This window comes from Limnoraphis robusta CS-951, from assembly GCF_000972705.2.
On the sequence record NZ_LATL02000286.1, the window covers coordinates 1 to 15,795 of the forward strand.

Annotated in this window: 14 protein-coding genes; 3 read left to right on the top strand and 11 right to left on the bottom strand. The window is 41.0% G+C overall.

The window, feature by feature from the left end:
* Positions 1–715, top strand: a 715-nt coding sequence (locus WN50_RS24115) for a tyrosine-type recombinase/integrase (protein WP_049561037.1), incomplete at its 5' end; no start/stop codon positions are given.
* Between the two features lie 115 nt (positions 716–830).
* Here WN50_RS24115 and WN50_RS24120 read toward each other — a convergent pair.
* The 3 genes from WN50_RS24120 to WN50_RS24130 form a co-directional block, all read right to left on the bottom strand.
* Entirely contained in the window at positions 831–1,175 is a 345-nt protein-coding gene (locus WN50_RS24120; protein ID WP_049561040.1) for a universal stress protein, read from the bottom strand.
* A gap of 80 nt (positions 1,176–1,255) precedes the next feature.
* Positions 1,256–2,383 (bottom strand): TRAP transporter substrate-binding protein, encoded by a 1,128-nt coding sequence (locus tag WN50_RS24125; protein ID WP_046281000.1) that lies wholly within the window; start codon positions 2,381–2,383, stop codon positions 1,256–1,258.
* 587 nt (positions 2,384–2,970) lie between these two features.
* A complete protein-coding gene (locus tag WN50_RS24130) occupies positions 2,971–4,062 on the bottom strand; it encodes a glycosyltransferase family 2 protein (RefSeq protein WP_046281001.1) in 1,092 nt (363 codons plus the stop codon).
* A gap of 540 nt (positions 4,063–4,602) precedes the next feature.
* Between WN50_RS24130 and WN50_RS24135 the strand changes: the two genes are divergently transcribed.
* Positions 4,603–6,015, top strand: a complete 1,413-nt coding sequence (locus WN50_RS24135) for a flippase (RefSeq protein WP_046281002.1) — start codon at positions 4,603–4,605, stop codon at positions 6,013–6,015.
* Between the two features lie 230 nt (positions 6,016–6,245).
* On the opposite strand, the gene WN50_RS24140 is transcribed toward WN50_RS24135, so the two are convergent.
* The 8 genes from WN50_RS24140 to WN50_RS24180 form a co-directional block, all read right to left on the bottom strand.
* Positions 6,246–7,019 (bottom strand): acyltransferase, encoded by a 774-nt coding sequence (locus tag WN50_RS24140; protein WP_046281003.1) that lies wholly within the window; start codon positions 7,017–7,019, stop codon positions 6,246–6,248.
* A 34-nt stretch (positions 7,020–7,053) separates the two neighbouring features.
* Complete coding sequence (locus WN50_RS24145; RefSeq protein ID WP_046281004.1) at positions 7,054–8,091, bottom strand: NAD-dependent epimerase/dehydratase family protein; 1,038 nt, start codon at positions 8,089–8,091, stop codon at positions 7,054–7,056.
* Positions 8,092–8,111: 20 nt separating this feature from the next.
* Positions 8,112–8,840, bottom strand: coding sequence for a class I SAM-dependent methyltransferase (locus tag WN50_RS24150; RefSeq protein ID WP_046281005.1), 729 nt, complete (start codon positions 8,838–8,840; stop codon positions 8,112–8,114).
* A 42-nt stretch (positions 8,841–8,882) separates the two neighbouring features.
* Positions 8,883–9,725 carry a hypothetical protein gene (locus WN50_RS24155; RefSeq protein WP_046281006.1) on the bottom strand — a complete coding sequence of 281 codons (843 nt, stop codon included), beginning with the start codon at positions 9,723–9,725 and terminating at the stop codon, positions 8,883–8,885.
* Positions 9,726–9,900: 175 nt separating this feature from the next.
* On the bottom strand, positions 9,901–10,440 hold the full coding sequence (locus WN50_RS24160; RefSeq protein ID WP_046281007.1) for a metal-dependent hydrolase: 540 nt from the start codon (positions 10,438–10,440) through the stop codon (positions 9,901–9,903).
* A gap of 12 nt (positions 10,441–10,452) precedes the next feature.
* On the bottom strand, positions 10,453–12,099 hold the full coding sequence (locus WN50_RS24165; RefSeq protein ID WP_046281008.1) for a glycerol-3-phosphate dehydrogenase/oxidase: 1,647 nt from the start codon (positions 12,097–12,099) through the stop codon (positions 10,453–10,455).
* A gap of 22 nt (positions 12,100–12,121) precedes the next feature.
* On the bottom strand, positions 12,122–13,408 hold the full coding sequence (locus tag WN50_RS35485; protein ID WP_082172543.1) for a glycosyltransferase family 4 protein: 1,287 nt from the start codon (positions 13,406–13,408) through the stop codon (positions 12,122–12,124).
* A gap of 646 nt (positions 13,409–14,054) precedes the next feature.
* Positions 14,055–14,561, bottom strand: coding sequence for an SRPBCC domain-containing protein (locus WN50_RS24180; protein WP_235441115.1), 507 nt, complete (start codon positions 14,559–14,561; stop codon positions 14,055–14,057).
* A 71-nt stretch (positions 14,562–14,632) separates the two neighbouring features.
* On the opposite strand from WN50_RS24180, the gene tilS reads away from it, so the two are divergent.
* Complete coding sequence (tilS, locus tag WN50_RS24185) at positions 14,633–15,640, top strand: tRNA lysidine(34) synthetase TilS (protein WP_046281009.1); 1,008 nt, start codon at positions 14,633–14,635, stop codon at positions 15,638–15,640.
* Positions 15,641–15,795 lie beyond the last annotated feature (155 nt).

A 15,795-nucleotide genomic window follows, 5' to 3' on the forward strand; every position in this document is an offset into this window, starting at 1 on the left:
CACTTGCAGGCGCTTAATGGTTCAGCTCAACGCCTGTTTAAAGTGGGCTGTTGAATCTAAGCGAGTTGAGCTTACCCGTTCACCCTTTGAAGGAATGGCAGGGAAAGCCAGAAAGCGGATCAAGAAATCAGAGGATGAAGAAACCGATATCAACCCATTTACCAGTCTTGAGCGAGACGCCATCATAGAAGCTTTTAGAACCCGCTCACAACAGCCTCATTATTACTATTACGTTGCCTTCTGTTTTTATGTTGGCTGTAGACCGAGTGAAGCGATCGCCCTGACTTGGGAAGACATCTCAGACGACCTAAGTAAGATAACTTTCAGAAATGCCATAGTAGCGGCTGTTGAAGGTCTGGAAAAAGTTGAGGGGCTTAAAACCCAGAAAAAGCGGGTGTTTCCCTGCAACAATCAGGTTCAGAAGTTACTGAGAGAAATTCAGTCAACCCGTCAGTCTACTCAAGGTCTAGTATTGCCCTCAACCCGAGGCAAGGTATTCAGCACAGATTCTTTCCGCAAAGTGTGGGTCAAAGTGCTTGACAGCTTAGGGATTGAGTATAGGAAGCCGTACCAGACCAGACACACATTTATCACCCTCTGCCTTGAGAAAGGAGTAGATGCAAAGGATGTTGCTAAGTGGGTAGGTAATAGTGCGGAGATAATTTACAAAAATTATGCAGGTCACAGAACCGAGTTATCTGTCCCTGAACTTTGAGTCTCAAGTCATCAAACAACCACTTTTGGAGTGAGTTTGGAGTGAATCCTACTTACACCCAAATAGCCTTAACCTCTGAAAGCCTTAACTGAGAAGAGATTCAAGACAGGGGAAATTACCGACCATGAGTTGGAATGACAATTAAATCCGCGTTTTTTTCCTGAGCGAAATCAACGATTTTTTCGATGGGATGTCCAATCTCAACATACATTTTAATCCCTTGATATTCAGGGTGATTTAACGCTTTTTCTAATGCTTTGTGAACATTAATTTTGCGTTGATCATCATCTAAGGTGTTCCAAACCATCGCCGGATCGGTTGAAGGAAGGGGTTCTAACACATGAATGACATGAACTTGTTGGGGGGATTTTACATATTCTAAAGCGGTGGGAACGGCGTTGAGGGAGAGTTCCCCAAAGTCAAACGGAACCACAACGCAGTTTTTTTCAATTGCACTCATAATCTTTCTCCTAAATTCATCATCTAAATTCAGAGTAGGATGAATACTGCCCATCCTACCAATAGATCAGGTAAAATCACTTAACTTTTTCCGGTGATTGATTGTAATGCTGGACCCATTGTAAAATTACCATAGGCGAGTTCACTGACTGCACTCCAGGGGTAAATACTTTCTCTAAACTTTTTCCACTGTTCATAAACCGTTTTAAAGGTAGCATCTTTACTAGCATTTTCTTCATAAATGGCAAAGGCTTGTTGTTGAGCGGCTGTCATAATTTCTGAACTAAAAGCCTTGAGTTGGGTTCCGCCTTCCATCATCCGTTTTAAGGCGATAGGGTTTTCAGTATCATAGATAGCTAAACATTCCATATTCGCTTGTATTGATGCAGCTTTGACAATTTCTTGATATTCTTTCGGGAGCTTATTCCAAGCCGTCAAATTAATCTGTAAATCAAAAGTTGAACCGGGTTCCCACCAGCCTGGATAATAATAAAATTTAGCGGCTTTGTTTAAGCCTAACTTTTCGTCATCAAACGGCCCTACCCATTCTGCTGCGTCAATTGCACCTCGTTCCAAGGCTAGAAAAATTTCTCCACCCGGTAAAACTTGAACATTCACCCCCAAACGCGATAATACTTCTCCACCCAAGCCAGGAATTCGCATTTTTAAGCCCTGTAAATCACTGACCTTATTGACTTCTCGCTTGAACCATCCGCCCATTTGTACGCCGGAATTTCCCGACGGAAAGGCAATCGTATTAAAGTCAGAATAAAGCTTTTGTATTAACTCTAATCCGCCACCATGATAGAGCCAAGCATTTTGTTGTTGAGCATTTAATCCAAAGGGAACGGCCGTTCCAAATGCCAAAGCGGGATTTTTTCCGATATAATAATAACTGGCAGAGTGACCACATTCAACAGTGCCTTGTTGAACGGCATCTAAAACTTGCAACCCCGGTACAATTTCACCCGCCGCAAAGACTTGAATGGTGAACCGTCCATCGGTCATTTCGCTAACTCTTTGTGCGACTCTCTGAGCGGCACCGTAGAGGGTTTTGAGGGAAGTCGGCCAACTGGTTGCCATTTTCCAACGCACATTCGGTAACGCTCCAGCAGTGGTGCTTGTGGTGTTGGTAGGGCTACAAGCAGCAAGGGCAGCAGTCGTGGCGGTAGCAGTGGCAGCATAACTTAAAAGAATGCGACGTTTCATGTTGTTAGAATTCCGGGTAGACTGAGAATATTAATAAGTGATTGAGATCAAATTTGTCAATCGGATTCAATTCTAACAAAGTCGCGATCGCTTGGGGTTAAGAAATATAAATTGTTTTTGATTCCTCTCAAATTGATTGCTCGACCAAGACCAAGCTATTATCCGTTAATTCTATAACGGAACTCCCAGCCTAAACCCCATCTCTAAATGGTTGCCAAGGTTGATAAAATTGACGAAAAGATTCACTTTATTTCCTATATAGCACTACGCATTATGGTTAGGACTTATGTAAAAGCTGAAAACCTTTTTTAGTCTAACTTTTGCCTTTTGCCTCTTGCCTCTTGCCTAGCGCGTAGCGCTATAACAATCAGCAGAAACCGTGTTGACAACTTCTTTGTTTCTTTGTGTCTTGGTGGTTAAATTAGGCTGACTGCTATATTTTTTCGGCAGCCACTAAAATCTTTAGACTCAAATAGGGCAGTTCAGTTCCATATTTTATGAAAAAAGGCAGAAGTTTATTCGTTTAGACGGATATTTTACCCCGCCTAAACCCCGAGATTTCCTCCTGCCTTGCAAGGCAGCCTTGTCTAAATTAAGGGATATACTAAGTTCCAGTAGATTTTAAAGAACTGATCCAACTTAGATTTAAAGAAAGCCTGAGCTTTACTTTTCAGTAAATCATCTCTCATATACATCGATTCATTTTTCAGGAGTTCTCGATCTGAAACGGTTTTGAGAGATTGAACTAATTTGCGTTTTTTAAAAAGTTTAGGCAAAGATGCAATCACGGCTAAAATCCCTTGAAAATATGTAATGATATTCCCTTTTAACATCAAAAACGCAATCAGAGAAACTTCATAGATCAGCAAAGCAGGCATCAATACCATTAACGTGCGTAAGGAATAGATTGTCAAAATAAAATACCATCTATTTCTCACTTGATAAAACACTTTTGAAAGACCCCGCTTTTTAACTCGATGATAGCAAATTGCACGGGGAACCGTGTAGAGTTGATGACCCGATGTTGTTAGTCTGAAGCTAAATTCTCCATCTGTGCGTCCAAAGAAATAATCTTCATCAAATAATCCAATAGTTTCTGCGGCTGACTTGGAAACGAGCAAACAAGTTCCAGAAACGGCATGAACTTGTGTAATATCTTTTACACCTTGATTGAGGGGTTTATCACTATTCAGTAAAATCGCTTCTGCGGTATAGTGAATGAATACTCCCTCATGTTGAATCATATCAGGTTGATCATGATAGACTAGACGGGGCGCCCAAATTGCTGCTTCTGGATAACGATAGTATGCTTTGACTAATTCACTTAAACAGTCTTCTGCAAGGATGGCATCATCATCAACCAGTAAGGTTAAATGATCATCCGGTGTATTGAGAATTCCCTGATTTCTAGCCGGGTTCGGGCCACGATTAGAATCTAAACGAATGACTTTAATTTGTGAGTAATGATCTTCTACCCATTCTGGTGTATGATCGGTCGAATTATTATCGATCACGAGAATTTTAGCAGGTTTGTAAGTTTGAGACTGTAAGGAGTCTAAACAGCGTTGAATTACATTTTTGCCATTGTAAGTTACAACTGCAACTGTAATTTCAGGCTTTTTCAAAGATGAAACGTTAGGAGTTTCTGCACCAGGTTGAATAATTTTTCTGGAATACATCGATAATTGTTCCCTCTCAAATCAGTCTATTGTCATCAATGCTTAATTCCTTACTTTTCGGATGTTTATAGAGTTTTTGACTCGTTAACCGATTGCTCTGTAAAGATAGTAAGCAAGTTGTTCTGAATACACAGGCTAAGAGCTAGGGGGTAAAATGCTGAAACACCATATGAAGAAATTGAGATCTAACAGTTGAAGCTGCTAACTAGCGTTCTCAAAATCCTCAACCGGAGTCCTACACCCTTCTATAACTAATTGTAGCATCAATTGAATTTAGCATAGATTTTCAGGGTTATTTCTGGTAAAAATTGAGCCAGACAATCGGGTTAGCTCATCTGTTTTTTTTTTAAAGAGCCAAAAAAGATCAATAATTTGACAATATAAAATCTCAACTTAAACTATAAAAAGGGAAGATTAATTGATAGCCTCTGATTACTCTCTTAATGCTCAAATGCTCTGGGAGTCCAGAAGTTAATGTTTCCCTGTGAATCATCGATATCCTGCTGCAACCTTTGATTTTGTGACTTTTTGCTCGTCTCTATGAAAAAATTACTGGCTCGTTTAGACTTTTCTTATCTCTATGCCCTAATAGGAGAGGCTACTTTAGCTCTAACATTTGCTTTCTATATTACCATCGCTCGGGTTTTAGGGCCAGAACAGTATGGGATTTTTGCAGCAGCGATCGCTTTAGCCGCAATATTATCTTTGTTCATTCAGTTTGGACTTCCCACTCTGCTGACACGAGAAGTTGCAGCCCATCCAGATGAAGCAACGCAATCAACTGTTTTGTTTCTGGTACTCGAAGGATTAACTTCTATCGGGGTTCTGATTATTCTGTTACCACTTGCTCTTTTATTAGGTTACAAAAATGAAGTCTTAATTGTGTGTTATTTAGCGGTTATTTCGGAAGTTTGTCGCGCCGCTATAATGACACTACGGGGAGCAATTAAGGGTCTAGGATGGTTTAGAACTGAAAGTGTTGCAGTTGGCGTTGAACGATTAGCAGTTGTGGCAATTGCAACTGCGGTATTACTTCAAACAGAAAACCTAATTTTGGTGGTTGCTACTGTTGTAATGGTTCGGGCAGCTAATACTATTGGGCTAGTTTATTATCTCAGTCGCCAGATCAAAATATACTCTCCCGTCAGCAGACAACAATTAATAAACACCCTAAAAATTGCCTATCCGTTTGCCTTGTCCGGGGTATTATGGATTTTGTACTATCAGGTTGATGTTGTCATGCTCAAGTCTCTCTCAACAGGGGAGGAAACAGGCTTTTACAGTGCATCTTATCGAGTTTTAGAAATGTTCTCGGCTCTACCTAGAGTCGTTTTTTATGTCATTTTCACTCGGTTTGCTCGATACTATACGACTGAGCCAGACAAGTTGCCAGAGCAAATTTTCAAAGCGGCTCGTTTGTTACTCCTCGTTGTCATTCCTGCTATTGTAGTCGCGGGTTTGATTCAGACTCATTTAATTAATATTCTCTACGGTGATGAATTTTCACAGTCTGTCACATCCTTATCGATTCTCCTACCCAGTTTGGCGATTAAAATGTTCGGAAATATTGCTGATCAGTTTCTCCAAGCAACTGGACATGAGAAAAAGCTGCCCCTAATTTTAATGGCTGCGGCTTCCACTAACGTTTTAATTAACGCTCTCCTAATTCCCCATTACGCCTCAATGGGTGCAGCCTTCGCCACCTTTTTGAGTGAATGTATACTCGCGACTTTAAGCCTGAGAATTCTAGCTCAAATTGGATATAGTCAGGCGAGTAAAAATATTGGCTTCATCGCCATTATTAGTTTAGTTGTGACGGCGATTCCTTCTCTTCTGCTATATGGATTAACTCCAATAATTGGCATCGGAGTAATCATACCCTGCATCGCGATTTTGCTATTCCGAATGCGTTACAAAAACTTTCTAGAACCCGTCCCATCAGAGCAACTCTGATTTGAGATTCCTGTCTGAACTTGAGAGTTTACTCTGTTGCTATAGAACAGAGTTTTGCAAAAAAATTGGGAATCTTAGGCTTTTTGTAGTCTAGGATTTCCCAAGTTTTTCACAATTGATCTAGGATTAGATTAATCGTAAAGGAAGTCAGCTAAAATTTACTGATCTTCAAACTGATATTTTTCAATTTTCATCGTTTCTCTGTGCAGTCGATTACCTTTTAAAACCTATCAATTGCTAACAGTATCTTGACGGTTTTGGATGATTTTAGCGGGAACTCCAACAGCAACAGAATAATCAGGTAAATTCTTCGTGACGACTGCACCCGCTCCCACAATACAGCCCTTGCCAATTTTAACACCATCAAGCACAATCGCACCCGCACCTAACCAAACATCATCATCAATTTCAACAGGCCCTTTTGTATAAACGCCCTGTTCCATCATCGGAATATCCAAACGGTTTGTAATGTAACGTCCACCTCCGATATAACAATTCGCCGCAATTAAAACAGAACGACCAATAAAAATCCCCCCTCCCGAAGTTAGAATGGTATTACAACCAATATCCGTTTTTTCGCCAATTGTAACGGGGGCTGTTTTACCCTGAATCACACAATTTCGAGAGATAATAACCGAATCTCCAATATTAATTCCCGCTTCACCTGCGCCACTCGCATCCAGCAGGGCATAATCATCAATCGCCACCCCATTTCCCAAGCTAATTTTTCCCGGATGACGGATAACAATTCCCTTCCCAAAAATCACACTTTTCCCCACCTGTTTAAACAGACGAGGATAGAACATCTTGCGGGTAATGTAGCCTAAAGCTCCTGGTAAATTCCCAAACAATAAAGTTGTGAGTTCATAGGATAAAAAAGGGATTAATTGAGTCGTACCAACCGCTTTTTCTTGATATCGTTTTAAAGCAGAAGACTGAGTTTGATTGAGCTGTTGGGAAAGCGGAACTTTGGCAATTCGTTGCTGTTCATCGGGAGCTACCATGATAATTTTTTTCTATTCCTTCTAGGATTTAATCTTAAGATTTTTTCAGGGAAATCCAACCGTTATCAAGATACCATTGAGCCAGTTCTTTTAATCCTTCTTCATCAGAATGAGCCGGAATAAAATCAACTAAATTTCTCATTTTTGAGGTATTAAAAGAACGATCTTTGGTGTAAAAAGCCAATCGCCGTCGATAAATAGGCGGTTCAATTCCCAAGGGACGAAAAATGAGTTCAAAGAAATCACCAATGGCAAAAACAGGTGCCGCAGGAACTTTAATAAATTTGGGAGAAACGCCGTAATACCCCCCAATTAAAGCCACCATATCTTTAAACGTCATGGCTTCTTTGCTTCCACAAATAAACACTTCCCCAACAGCTTTTGGATGAGTCGCCGCAACAATAAAAAAGTCCGTCAAGTCATCGACATGAATAAAATGCAGTAAGTTACTTCCATTTCCAATCACGGGTACCCATTTTTTAGCAACCCATTTATAGATTTTCAGAAGACGTTTTTCTCCGGGGCCATAGATTCCAGCCGGACGAACAACAGTTATCGGTAAGCCTTCTTTTTGACCAAATTCTTGAATCCATTGTTCTCCCTGAAGTTTAGTTTCTTGATAAACATCTCCGGGTTTTAAAGGACAGTTTTCATCTCCAGGGGGATTGTCAACATGACCATGAACCCCAATCGTTGAAACGTGAACAAACCGTCTAAAATCTGGTTGTTTGAGGGCAGCTTTTGCTAAAAGTTGGGTACTGAGAACATGAACGTTATAATAGCCAATATCGGGTGATTTTGCTTCTCTAAACGGTGTCACCATATGGAAAATATAGTTAACGCCTTCTATGGCTTTATTAATCAGTTCTTCATCAAATACATCGCCTTTTAGCCATTGAATGGGCATTCCCGCAAAGGATTCTAAATTGGAACTCGGACGGGCAATTGCAACAACTTCAATCCCTTGATTAATCAGCTTTTTAACCAGAACTGAACCTGTAAAACCAGTTGCTCCCGTAACCAGAGCGCGGGAGCCAGGAGGAAGTTTATATTGAGATTCGGTGAGTGTCATCTTAACTTGAGAATTGGAGGTTAACGGGGTGTAAATTTAGCAACAATGGGAGAACCTAACCAATAGGTTAATCCCAATACTCTCATAGATTGTTCAAGTTGAGATGAAAGTCCAGGAGATTTCAGGGTACGATGCAGTACCATCGGCCAGAAAAATTGAGCATAACGTCCCGTTTGTTGCCAACCTACGGCTTTAAAGTAGTTAAGCAGCGTAGATTCTTGATAAGAAATAAAGGGTCGAGTATTGCCTTCTAATCCTTTTTTCAGTTTAAATAAATAGGGTGCAATGGAATTCACACTGCGAACGGTTGGATAATCAACGATTACCGCTTTTTTTGCCACTCTCGTCAGTTCACTTAAGAATTTTTCCCATTGCGTCACATGAGCTAAAAAGCGATAACTAATCACCACATCAAAGGCGTTATCCGGGTAGGGTAAATCGAGAACATTTCCGACTTGAAAGGAACAGCGATTAGTTTCTAGCCAAGGCTGAATTCTTGCTTGACAAACCTCAGAACTTCCTAATACTGTAACTTGATAGCCATTTTCAATTAAAGGAGCGGTGATTTGTCCATGTCCGCCCCCGACATCCAAAACCGTCGCCTGGGGATAGTCTTGAAGCATTTGTAATGTTGCTTCGGTTTGAATGTTCAGCATCCAAGTTCCAACTGCACCGGAAAACCGAGAAGCATAACCCTCTGAAGAAGTTTCTATATCTGCGGTTTCTGGAAAGTTTGAATTAACAATCATCTTTTTCACCCTGTTACTTAATTTATGCGAATATTCACCGCTTTATTCTTGATTTTGATAGCGAACTTGAACTTGATTGCGAATAAAATTCCAAGGGGTTTGTAAAGAGCCGTAAGGATGCACAACCGTTTCAGGACGAAGTAAAATCTCTTTCATACTTTTTCCGGGTTCTTGTTGATTAAATGAACCCCGAACCTGAAATCCAAAACTGCCGGGTCGAGTAATTTCCGAAGTAAGCGGAAGCGGATCAGTTCCGGGTAAAATTCTTAATCCTTTGGCTTCTGCGAGTTGAAAATAAGCAGGACGACGCCAAAAAATAGGACGTCCGCCATTATCTCCCAAAAATAACGGAGAAGCATCATCAGACTTCAACAGGTTACTTAATACTTTTCCCCGTCGTCCGATCCACTTTCCAAAACCCCAAGGAAGGATGGGTAAACCGCCTGCTTCTCGAATCATTTGTAGGGTTTCTGGAAGGGGAGAACCATCGGTAAAAGTCTGATCGGTGATTAAGGCTAAAACCTCTAAATTTTCCGAGGTAATGATCTGACGACCTGCAATTAAAAACATCCCCTGTTGTTGGGGATTTTCGGCATAAATAGACTCATGTTCAGATGTTTTCTTAAATTTCCAGTCTTCTATCTTTTGCTGTTTTTCTGCATAGTCTACTAATGTTTTAAACCAGTTATTGCCACTTGTTTCTGTCAAGAATAACAGGGAAAAAGAGGGAAGTTTACCGGGCAGTTTAGCAACTGTTTTTTGAAAGTTTTCAAAGGCTGAATTGAGAAACTGTTCGAGGGAAAAACAGTTATAGATATGAACATGAGCATCTGCTAGAATTAAAGGATGAGCAGAGTCAATCGATTTGGCTAATAGGGAGGTCATCGCTAAGGCTCACAATGGGATTTGTTGAAGTTTGGCTGGGTAAGTTTTATCTTATACCAATTCTTTATGAAGCTGCATCTAATTTATCCCCCCCAGCCCCCCTTACTAAGGGGGGAAGCCGCAGGCGGGGGGATCGAAAAAAGTTGCATAATTAGAAAGAAATGGTATTACTATTCTACTCCACAAATTTTTGAGATTGGGTTTGTTTCCAAAACCATAATCCGGCGAGAACCAGTCCAGAGTAACCCAACTCCCAACCGATAAAGACTAAATGGCTGAGATCAAATAGTCCTCTCGAATGATGAACGCCGGGAAACAGGGGTAAAGAAGATTGAATAGAAACGTCTGAAAAGGGCGAGAATATTTGTACACCTGACCCGCCTGCGGTAAAGATATCTAAGAGTAAATGGGAACCATAAATAATCAATGTCCACCCGATTAATTTTTGGGCGGAGAACTTCTTGAAGCGACTTCCCAATAAACCGATAACCAGACTTAAGCCAACGGTAAAAAGTAGGGTATGGGTTAACCCTCGATGAAATCGTTCTCCTGTTAGTAATTGGGGGATAAAATCAAAGTCTGCGGCGATCGCAATGAAAACCGCAGCAAAAGATTCCCAATGATACCGCTTTCCTTGATGAAAAGGGCGTGATTTTAGGGGAAATAATTCCGATAAAACGTATCCAGAAACAGCGTGAGCGATGGGAGAAGGCATAATTAAAATTAATTAAACACCAGATAAAATAGGAGTATGATGCTTACTTATATTTTTCACTTGTTGGAGTTCTTGCTGGATTTGAGTTGAACTCCAGCCCAACAGATCAGCCATTGTTTCCGCACATAACTGTACAGAACTCTCGTCTAGTTCACCTGCACTACCCAGTTCTGTTCGCCGAAACACAACATCACTTAGGGTTTGTGCCATTTCATAATCAACAGCATACAAGACTTGTGCCTTGAGAACCGCATGATCCGATGAACTCGGCTGAGGTAATTTCTTTAAATAGCCTAACACATCTTGATAAACAGAACCGTAATTATAGACTAAACTCCGAATCGTCTCCGATGCAAATCCCTCGGACTGTTTCGTTGTGATTGCCTGTTGTAAGAAAGCGGAAAAATTGCTAATCTCTCCCCCATAAAGTGGTGTTGTTGCGGATACAGACGGGGGAGATTTTTGACCCCAAGATTTAAACAGGTAATCCAGCGTTTTTTGAGCCACATCACGAGCGGTTGTATATTTCACTCCCACGACTGAGATTAATCCAGTCAGTCCCTCTGCGGTAAAATCTCGAATTTGATACTGTTTAAGCATCGCAGGTTCGCCTGTTTTCGGATCAATTCCCTTGTAAGGAAGCTGACCTTGATGTACAAATAATATATCTTCTCGGGTTAATTGAGCGGGTGGATAAGCTTCGTTAATTTGATTGATAAACCCTTGAATCGATTCTTCGGAAATTTTAAATTCATCGGGGTTTTGAGGTTCGATTCCTTGCCAAGTCCCAATCATCGATTTTCCTCGCCAGGGAGAGACAAACCAGAAGCGTCCTTTACCCGGTAAACCGACTGCATAATGATTAAATAAAGGGCGAGTAATCACGTTCATCGCCTGGGCTAAACCCATTTGATGTTGAGGGGGTTGAGGTTTGACTAAACCTAAAACATGATTCACCCAAGGCCCACTGGTATTAATAACCGTTTTGGCTTGAATTTCAAAGGAATTCCCCGTTAAAACATCTACAACTTTAACGCCAGTAATCCGATTTTCCTGTTGTAAAAATCCGGTCACTTTGGTATAATTAGAAAGATCTGCACCTTGCTCAACTGCTGAGTGTAAAAACGCCAGGGTGAGTCGTTCAGAATTGTACACCTGGGCATCGTGAAAAACTGCTCCTCCTGTTAATCCCTCTATCGTTAAACCCGGAACTAATTGTTGACATTCGGTTTTAGAAACGACACGACCTTTGGGGAGATGTTTTTGTTTATCTGAAAGTCGATTGCGATCAAAACTAACAAGATCGTTGAGTTTTAAAGCGATAGAAAGAGCTTCTTTTCCCTTCGTTCCATGTCCGTAAGTGGGAATGAGAACCGGGAGGGGATGAACGAGATGGGGCGCAATTCCCATTAACGTTGTGCGTTCAGAAATCGACTCTCGCATCCGTTTCAAATCCGCCGTTTGTAGATATCTCAATCCCCCGTGAATGGTCTTTAAACTGTTTGCTGAGGTGGCGCCACCAAAGTCAGATTGTTCGACTAAGGCGACGCTTAAACCCCGTGAACTGGCTTCCCAAGCAACACTTGCGCCGTAGATTCCGCCGCCAATAATCAGGACATCGTAGACCGTTTGGGTTAAAGTCGCAAGGTTTCTTTTCATTACTTTTTAGACATCACTCTATCTATCCTACTTGCAACTGAGTCGGAAAGATTTCACGCTGTAACCAACAGTAAAGGCCATTAACGGTTTTGCGAAATGCACTGTAACTGTGTTTTTCTTGAACCAATTGTTGTCCAGCGTTTCCGAGTTCTGAACACAAGTTAGGATTGTTGATCAACTCAATCATACCTTGAGAAAAGTCTTCTGGTGTAGGTTGCGCCAGCATGGAAACTTCTGGAGTTAAAACTTGGGTATGGGTCAGCAAATCAGTTGCTAAAACCGCTTTCCCACTATCGAGGTAGGAGTAAACTTTCATCGGGGTATTAATCCCTTTCGTCCGAGGAGAGACTAAAATATCAGCTTGGGAAAGATAGCCACTCAGATTTTTAGCAGGACGTTGACCGAGAAAATGTACTTTGTGATTGATTCCCAATTGAGTGGATTTTGCTTGATATTTTTCAATTCCGGCTTCATCTCCACCAATAATGACTAAATCTGCTTGATTGGTAGATTTTAAAGTGAGTGCAAAACTGTCTAGCAGCAAATCAATCCCTTGATATCCTTCTAAATTTCCGACATACATCAGGATTTTATTTTGGATACCGAGTTGTTTGCGAATGTCTTCGTTGACTTCTGTTGTCGATTCTTCTAACAGCGAGATATCGGGAAGTAGAGTTACTTTTTCCGGTTGATAACGAGCGATATCTTCAGCGATCGCATTACAGACCGGAACCACAGCTTTCGCGTTTTGAACTGCCATTTTCTCAAACCAGTTAAACACCCCAGCCAAGGGTTTTAGTGATGGGATTTGCTCGATCATCTGTTGAGCAATGGAGGAATCCATGTCATAAACATAGGGAATTCCAAACATTAGCTTCATCAGTAAGGCGATAAAAACAGATTCTTCTATGGCTTGAATCAGATCATATTTACCGCTCGCCGCCAGTCGCATCACTTTAAAGATCATCAAGAAGTCATAGACTAATTTTTTTCCTGAAAATCCCGGCTTAATGTTTTTAACAAAAGGAACTTTTATGGTTCTGTGGATTCTGACATTCTCGAGTTCAATATCTTTTCCTTCAGGAAAGGTAACAACATCGACTTGGTGATGATTTTCGGATAACGCTCTTAAAAAAAAGCCTGTATTAATCGGAGTTCCTCGGTCTTGATAAAAAGGATGCGGTGCTAAAAATAAGATCTTCAGTCCGTTTGAATCGTTGAACTTTTCTTGAGGCTTGAGGCGAAAACTTTTAATTTGATGTTTAGCCGCACTTTTGAGTTTAGAGCTAGTTTGACTTGCGAGTACCATTTTTACCCCTCAAAATTATGTACAATATCGTCGTATAAAATTTCAGCCTAAAACCTTCCGATTTTTGGGCTTCTAATCAAGTTAGTCTCCGCCTAAATTTTGATCAAGTTTCCGACTTGATGTGTCAATTCTCAATCCTGATCTGTTAGGCAGAAGAGTTTACAACCCTAACTGAAGAACACTCTAGTTTTGAATAATTATGCTTTAGTCCTTTCTGTTTGAATCGTACAATGACATTTCTGAAAAAGTAAGGGGGGTTGTGTAAAACCTTTCAGACAACTGAACCCTTTTATGTAAAGCTTCAGTAAAGATACTGTATTATTAATTTTTAGAGGCTTCAGTAAGTCTACGGAGTTGATCTGTTGTATAAGCACAGCAGGAAGTTCTCCTCTGTATTTTTTCGAGGATGTGGAAGTCCGAATTGATATTCGACTGAGTGCAGCAGTTTGTTAAGAAGTTAATCGCCTCATTGACTCCAGAAAGATTATATGAAATACTTTAATGTTTGGTTCAAATTACGGATGAGGAGACCGTTGACAGTGACCTGTTTTGTAGAATTGCCTCTACCAGTGATCAGTCCTCTTGCTTTCTGCTTTTTGTCGGATTATTTTTTCATTTCATATTAGGCCTCTATTGAAAAGTAACTTCACAAAACTTTAAGCTTTTCGACATATCCTTTTAACTCTCGGGCCATTCTGTCCATGCCTCGTTTTTCATCTTCACGAATAAACGGTAAAAATACCCGTGATATCCATCCAGAAAACTCTTCTCGGTGAATATACTTTGTCCGACCTTCCCCAATTTCTTGCAATTCAAACCAATATTCACCCCGAAAACCCGGAATTTCACAAACCCAACTCAAACAGACGGCCGGTTGTACAACTTTAACAATGGCTTGAAACTCTGTATCTTCGTCAGCCGGACTTCGCCACACCGATAGCCGCAGGATTTGATTCACCTCAAAGGGTAAACTGGAGTCACGGTCAAATAAAAAACTATTCCACTCAACCCAATCTTCTTTTTGATAGAGTGCTTGCCAAACTCGCTGTTTGGAGGCATTAATTTCAATTTCCGTATAAATCGTTGACATATCATTTAAAATTAGGAAAGAGAAAGCCGGAATGCTAGAATTTTTGATTTTTCTTTCGATCATCCCAGAACAGTCTCTGCCCGATCAATTTTACGCCGACTTTTCCTGTAATTAAAGGATTGTTACTCAATGAAATGTCTAATTCTGCTTCTTGGACACCCCTCCATGCTCAACTTCATCGAACTTTAAAAGTACGTCAACTTTTACCTTCCGGTCAACGGCTTTTGGTAGCAGTATCCGGCGGACAAGACTCCCTATGCCTAATCAAATTGCTCCTAGACTTGCAACCGAAATGGGGTTGGGACTTAGCGATCGCTCATTGTGATCATGGTTGGCGCTCTGACTCTGCGGATAATGCTAAGTATATTAAACAACTTGCCCAATTTTGGCAAGTCTTATTTTACGGTAAAACGGCTCAACAAATCCCAAAAAGTGAAGCCGATGCTCGTCACTGGCGTTATCAGGTTTTATCTGAAATTGCTCTAAGTCATAATTACGCCTATGTTGTTACAGGTCATACCCAGAGCGATCGCGCCGAAACGTTATTATACAATTTAATTCGCGGTAGTGGGGCTGATGGCTTACAAGCCTTAACTTGGAAACGTCCTTTAGAAATTACCGCCGATACTAATAATAATGTATGGTTAGTGCGACCGATGTTAGAAATTTTGCGATCGCAAACGGGTCAATTTTGCCAAGACCAACAGTTAAAAATTTGGTCTGATAGTACCAACCAAGACTTAAAATATGCTCGCAACCGGATTCGTACTGAGTTAATACCCTACTTGCAAACCCATTTTAACCCGCAAACCGAACAAGCTTTAGCGCAAACTGCTGAACTCTTACAAGCCGAAGTAGACTACTTAGAACAAGCCACCGAACAACTGTATCAACAAGCGATCGCATTTGAAGCGAATTCTACCCCTTTAAAAATCAATCGCCTGATTTTACGTCAAGCCCCCCTCGCCCTGCAACGTCGAGTCATGCGTCGTTGGCTGCAAGAGATTCTACCGACATCACCCACATTTGAGATGATCGAGAAGCTGACCGCTTTAATCTCAGCCCCGAACCGATCCCAGAGCGATCCCTTTCCGGGTGGAGCGATCGCCAAAGTTGACGGTGAATGGATATATACAATTTAGCTGATGGTCGGACTTTACCTTGTTTCGTTAATATTGTTTTAAAACTCAGGTCATGCTGAAACCTGACTCAGTGTGGACAGCATCTCGAAGCTGTTGACTCTTAGTTATTTCAGCCTCGGGGTGTCCTGAACCTAAATTAAAATAGGAAGCGTTTG

What these genes read in the sequence shown, in the direction of transcription:
- tilS (WP_046281009.1), top strand. Translation starts at nt 14,633, where the DNA reads ATGTCTAATTCTGCTTCTTGGACACCCCTCCATGCTCAACTTCATCGA.
- WN50_RS24145 (WP_046281004.1), bottom strand. Translation starts at nt 8,091, where the DNA reads ATGACACTCACCGAATCTCAATATAAACTTCCTCCTGGCTCCCGCGCT.
- WN50_RS24130 (WP_046281001.1), bottom strand. Translation starts at nt 4,062, where the DNA reads ATGTATTCCAGAAAAATTATTCAACCTGGTGCAGAAACTCCTAACGTT.
- WN50_RS24120 (WP_049561040.1), bottom strand. Translation starts at nt 1,175, where the DNA reads ATGAGTGCAATTGAAAAAAACTGCGTTGTGGTTCCGTTTGACTTTGGG.
- WN50_RS24165 (WP_046281008.1), bottom strand. Translation starts at nt 12,099, where the DNA reads ATGAAAAGAAACCTTGCGACTTTAACCCAAACGGTCTACGATGTCCTG.
- WN50_RS24135 (WP_046281002.1), top strand. Translation starts at nt 4,603, where the DNA reads ATGAAAAAATTACTGGCTCGTTTAGACTTTTCTTATCTCTATGCCCTA.
- WN50_RS24125 (WP_046281000.1), bottom strand. Translation starts at nt 2,383, where the DNA reads ATGAAACGTCGCATTCTTTTAAGTTATGCTGCCACTGCTACCGCCACG.
- WN50_RS24180 (WP_235441115.1), bottom strand. Translation starts at nt 14,561, where the DNA reads ATGATCGAAAGAAAAATCAAAAATTCTAGCATTCCGGCTTTCTCTTTC.
- WN50_RS35485 (WP_082172543.1), bottom strand. Translation starts at nt 13,408, where the DNA reads ATGGTACTCGCAAGTCAAACTAGCTCTAAACTCAAAAGTGCGGCTAAA.
- WN50_RS24155 (WP_046281006.1), bottom strand. Translation starts at nt 9,725, where the DNA reads ATGACCTCCCTATTAGCCAAATCGATTGACTCTGCTCATCCTTTAATT.
- WN50_RS24160 (WP_046281007.1), bottom strand. Translation starts at nt 10,440, where the DNA reads ATGCCTTCTCCCATCGCTCACGCTGTTTCTGGATACGTTTTATCGGAA.
- WN50_RS24150 (WP_046281005.1), bottom strand. Translation starts at nt 8,840, where the DNA reads ATGATTGTTAATTCAAACTTTCCAGAAACCGCAGATATAGAAACTTCT.
- WN50_RS24140 (WP_046281003.1), bottom strand. Translation starts at nt 7,019, where the DNA reads ATGGTAGCTCCCGATGAACAGCAACGAATTGCCAAAGTTCCGCTTTCC.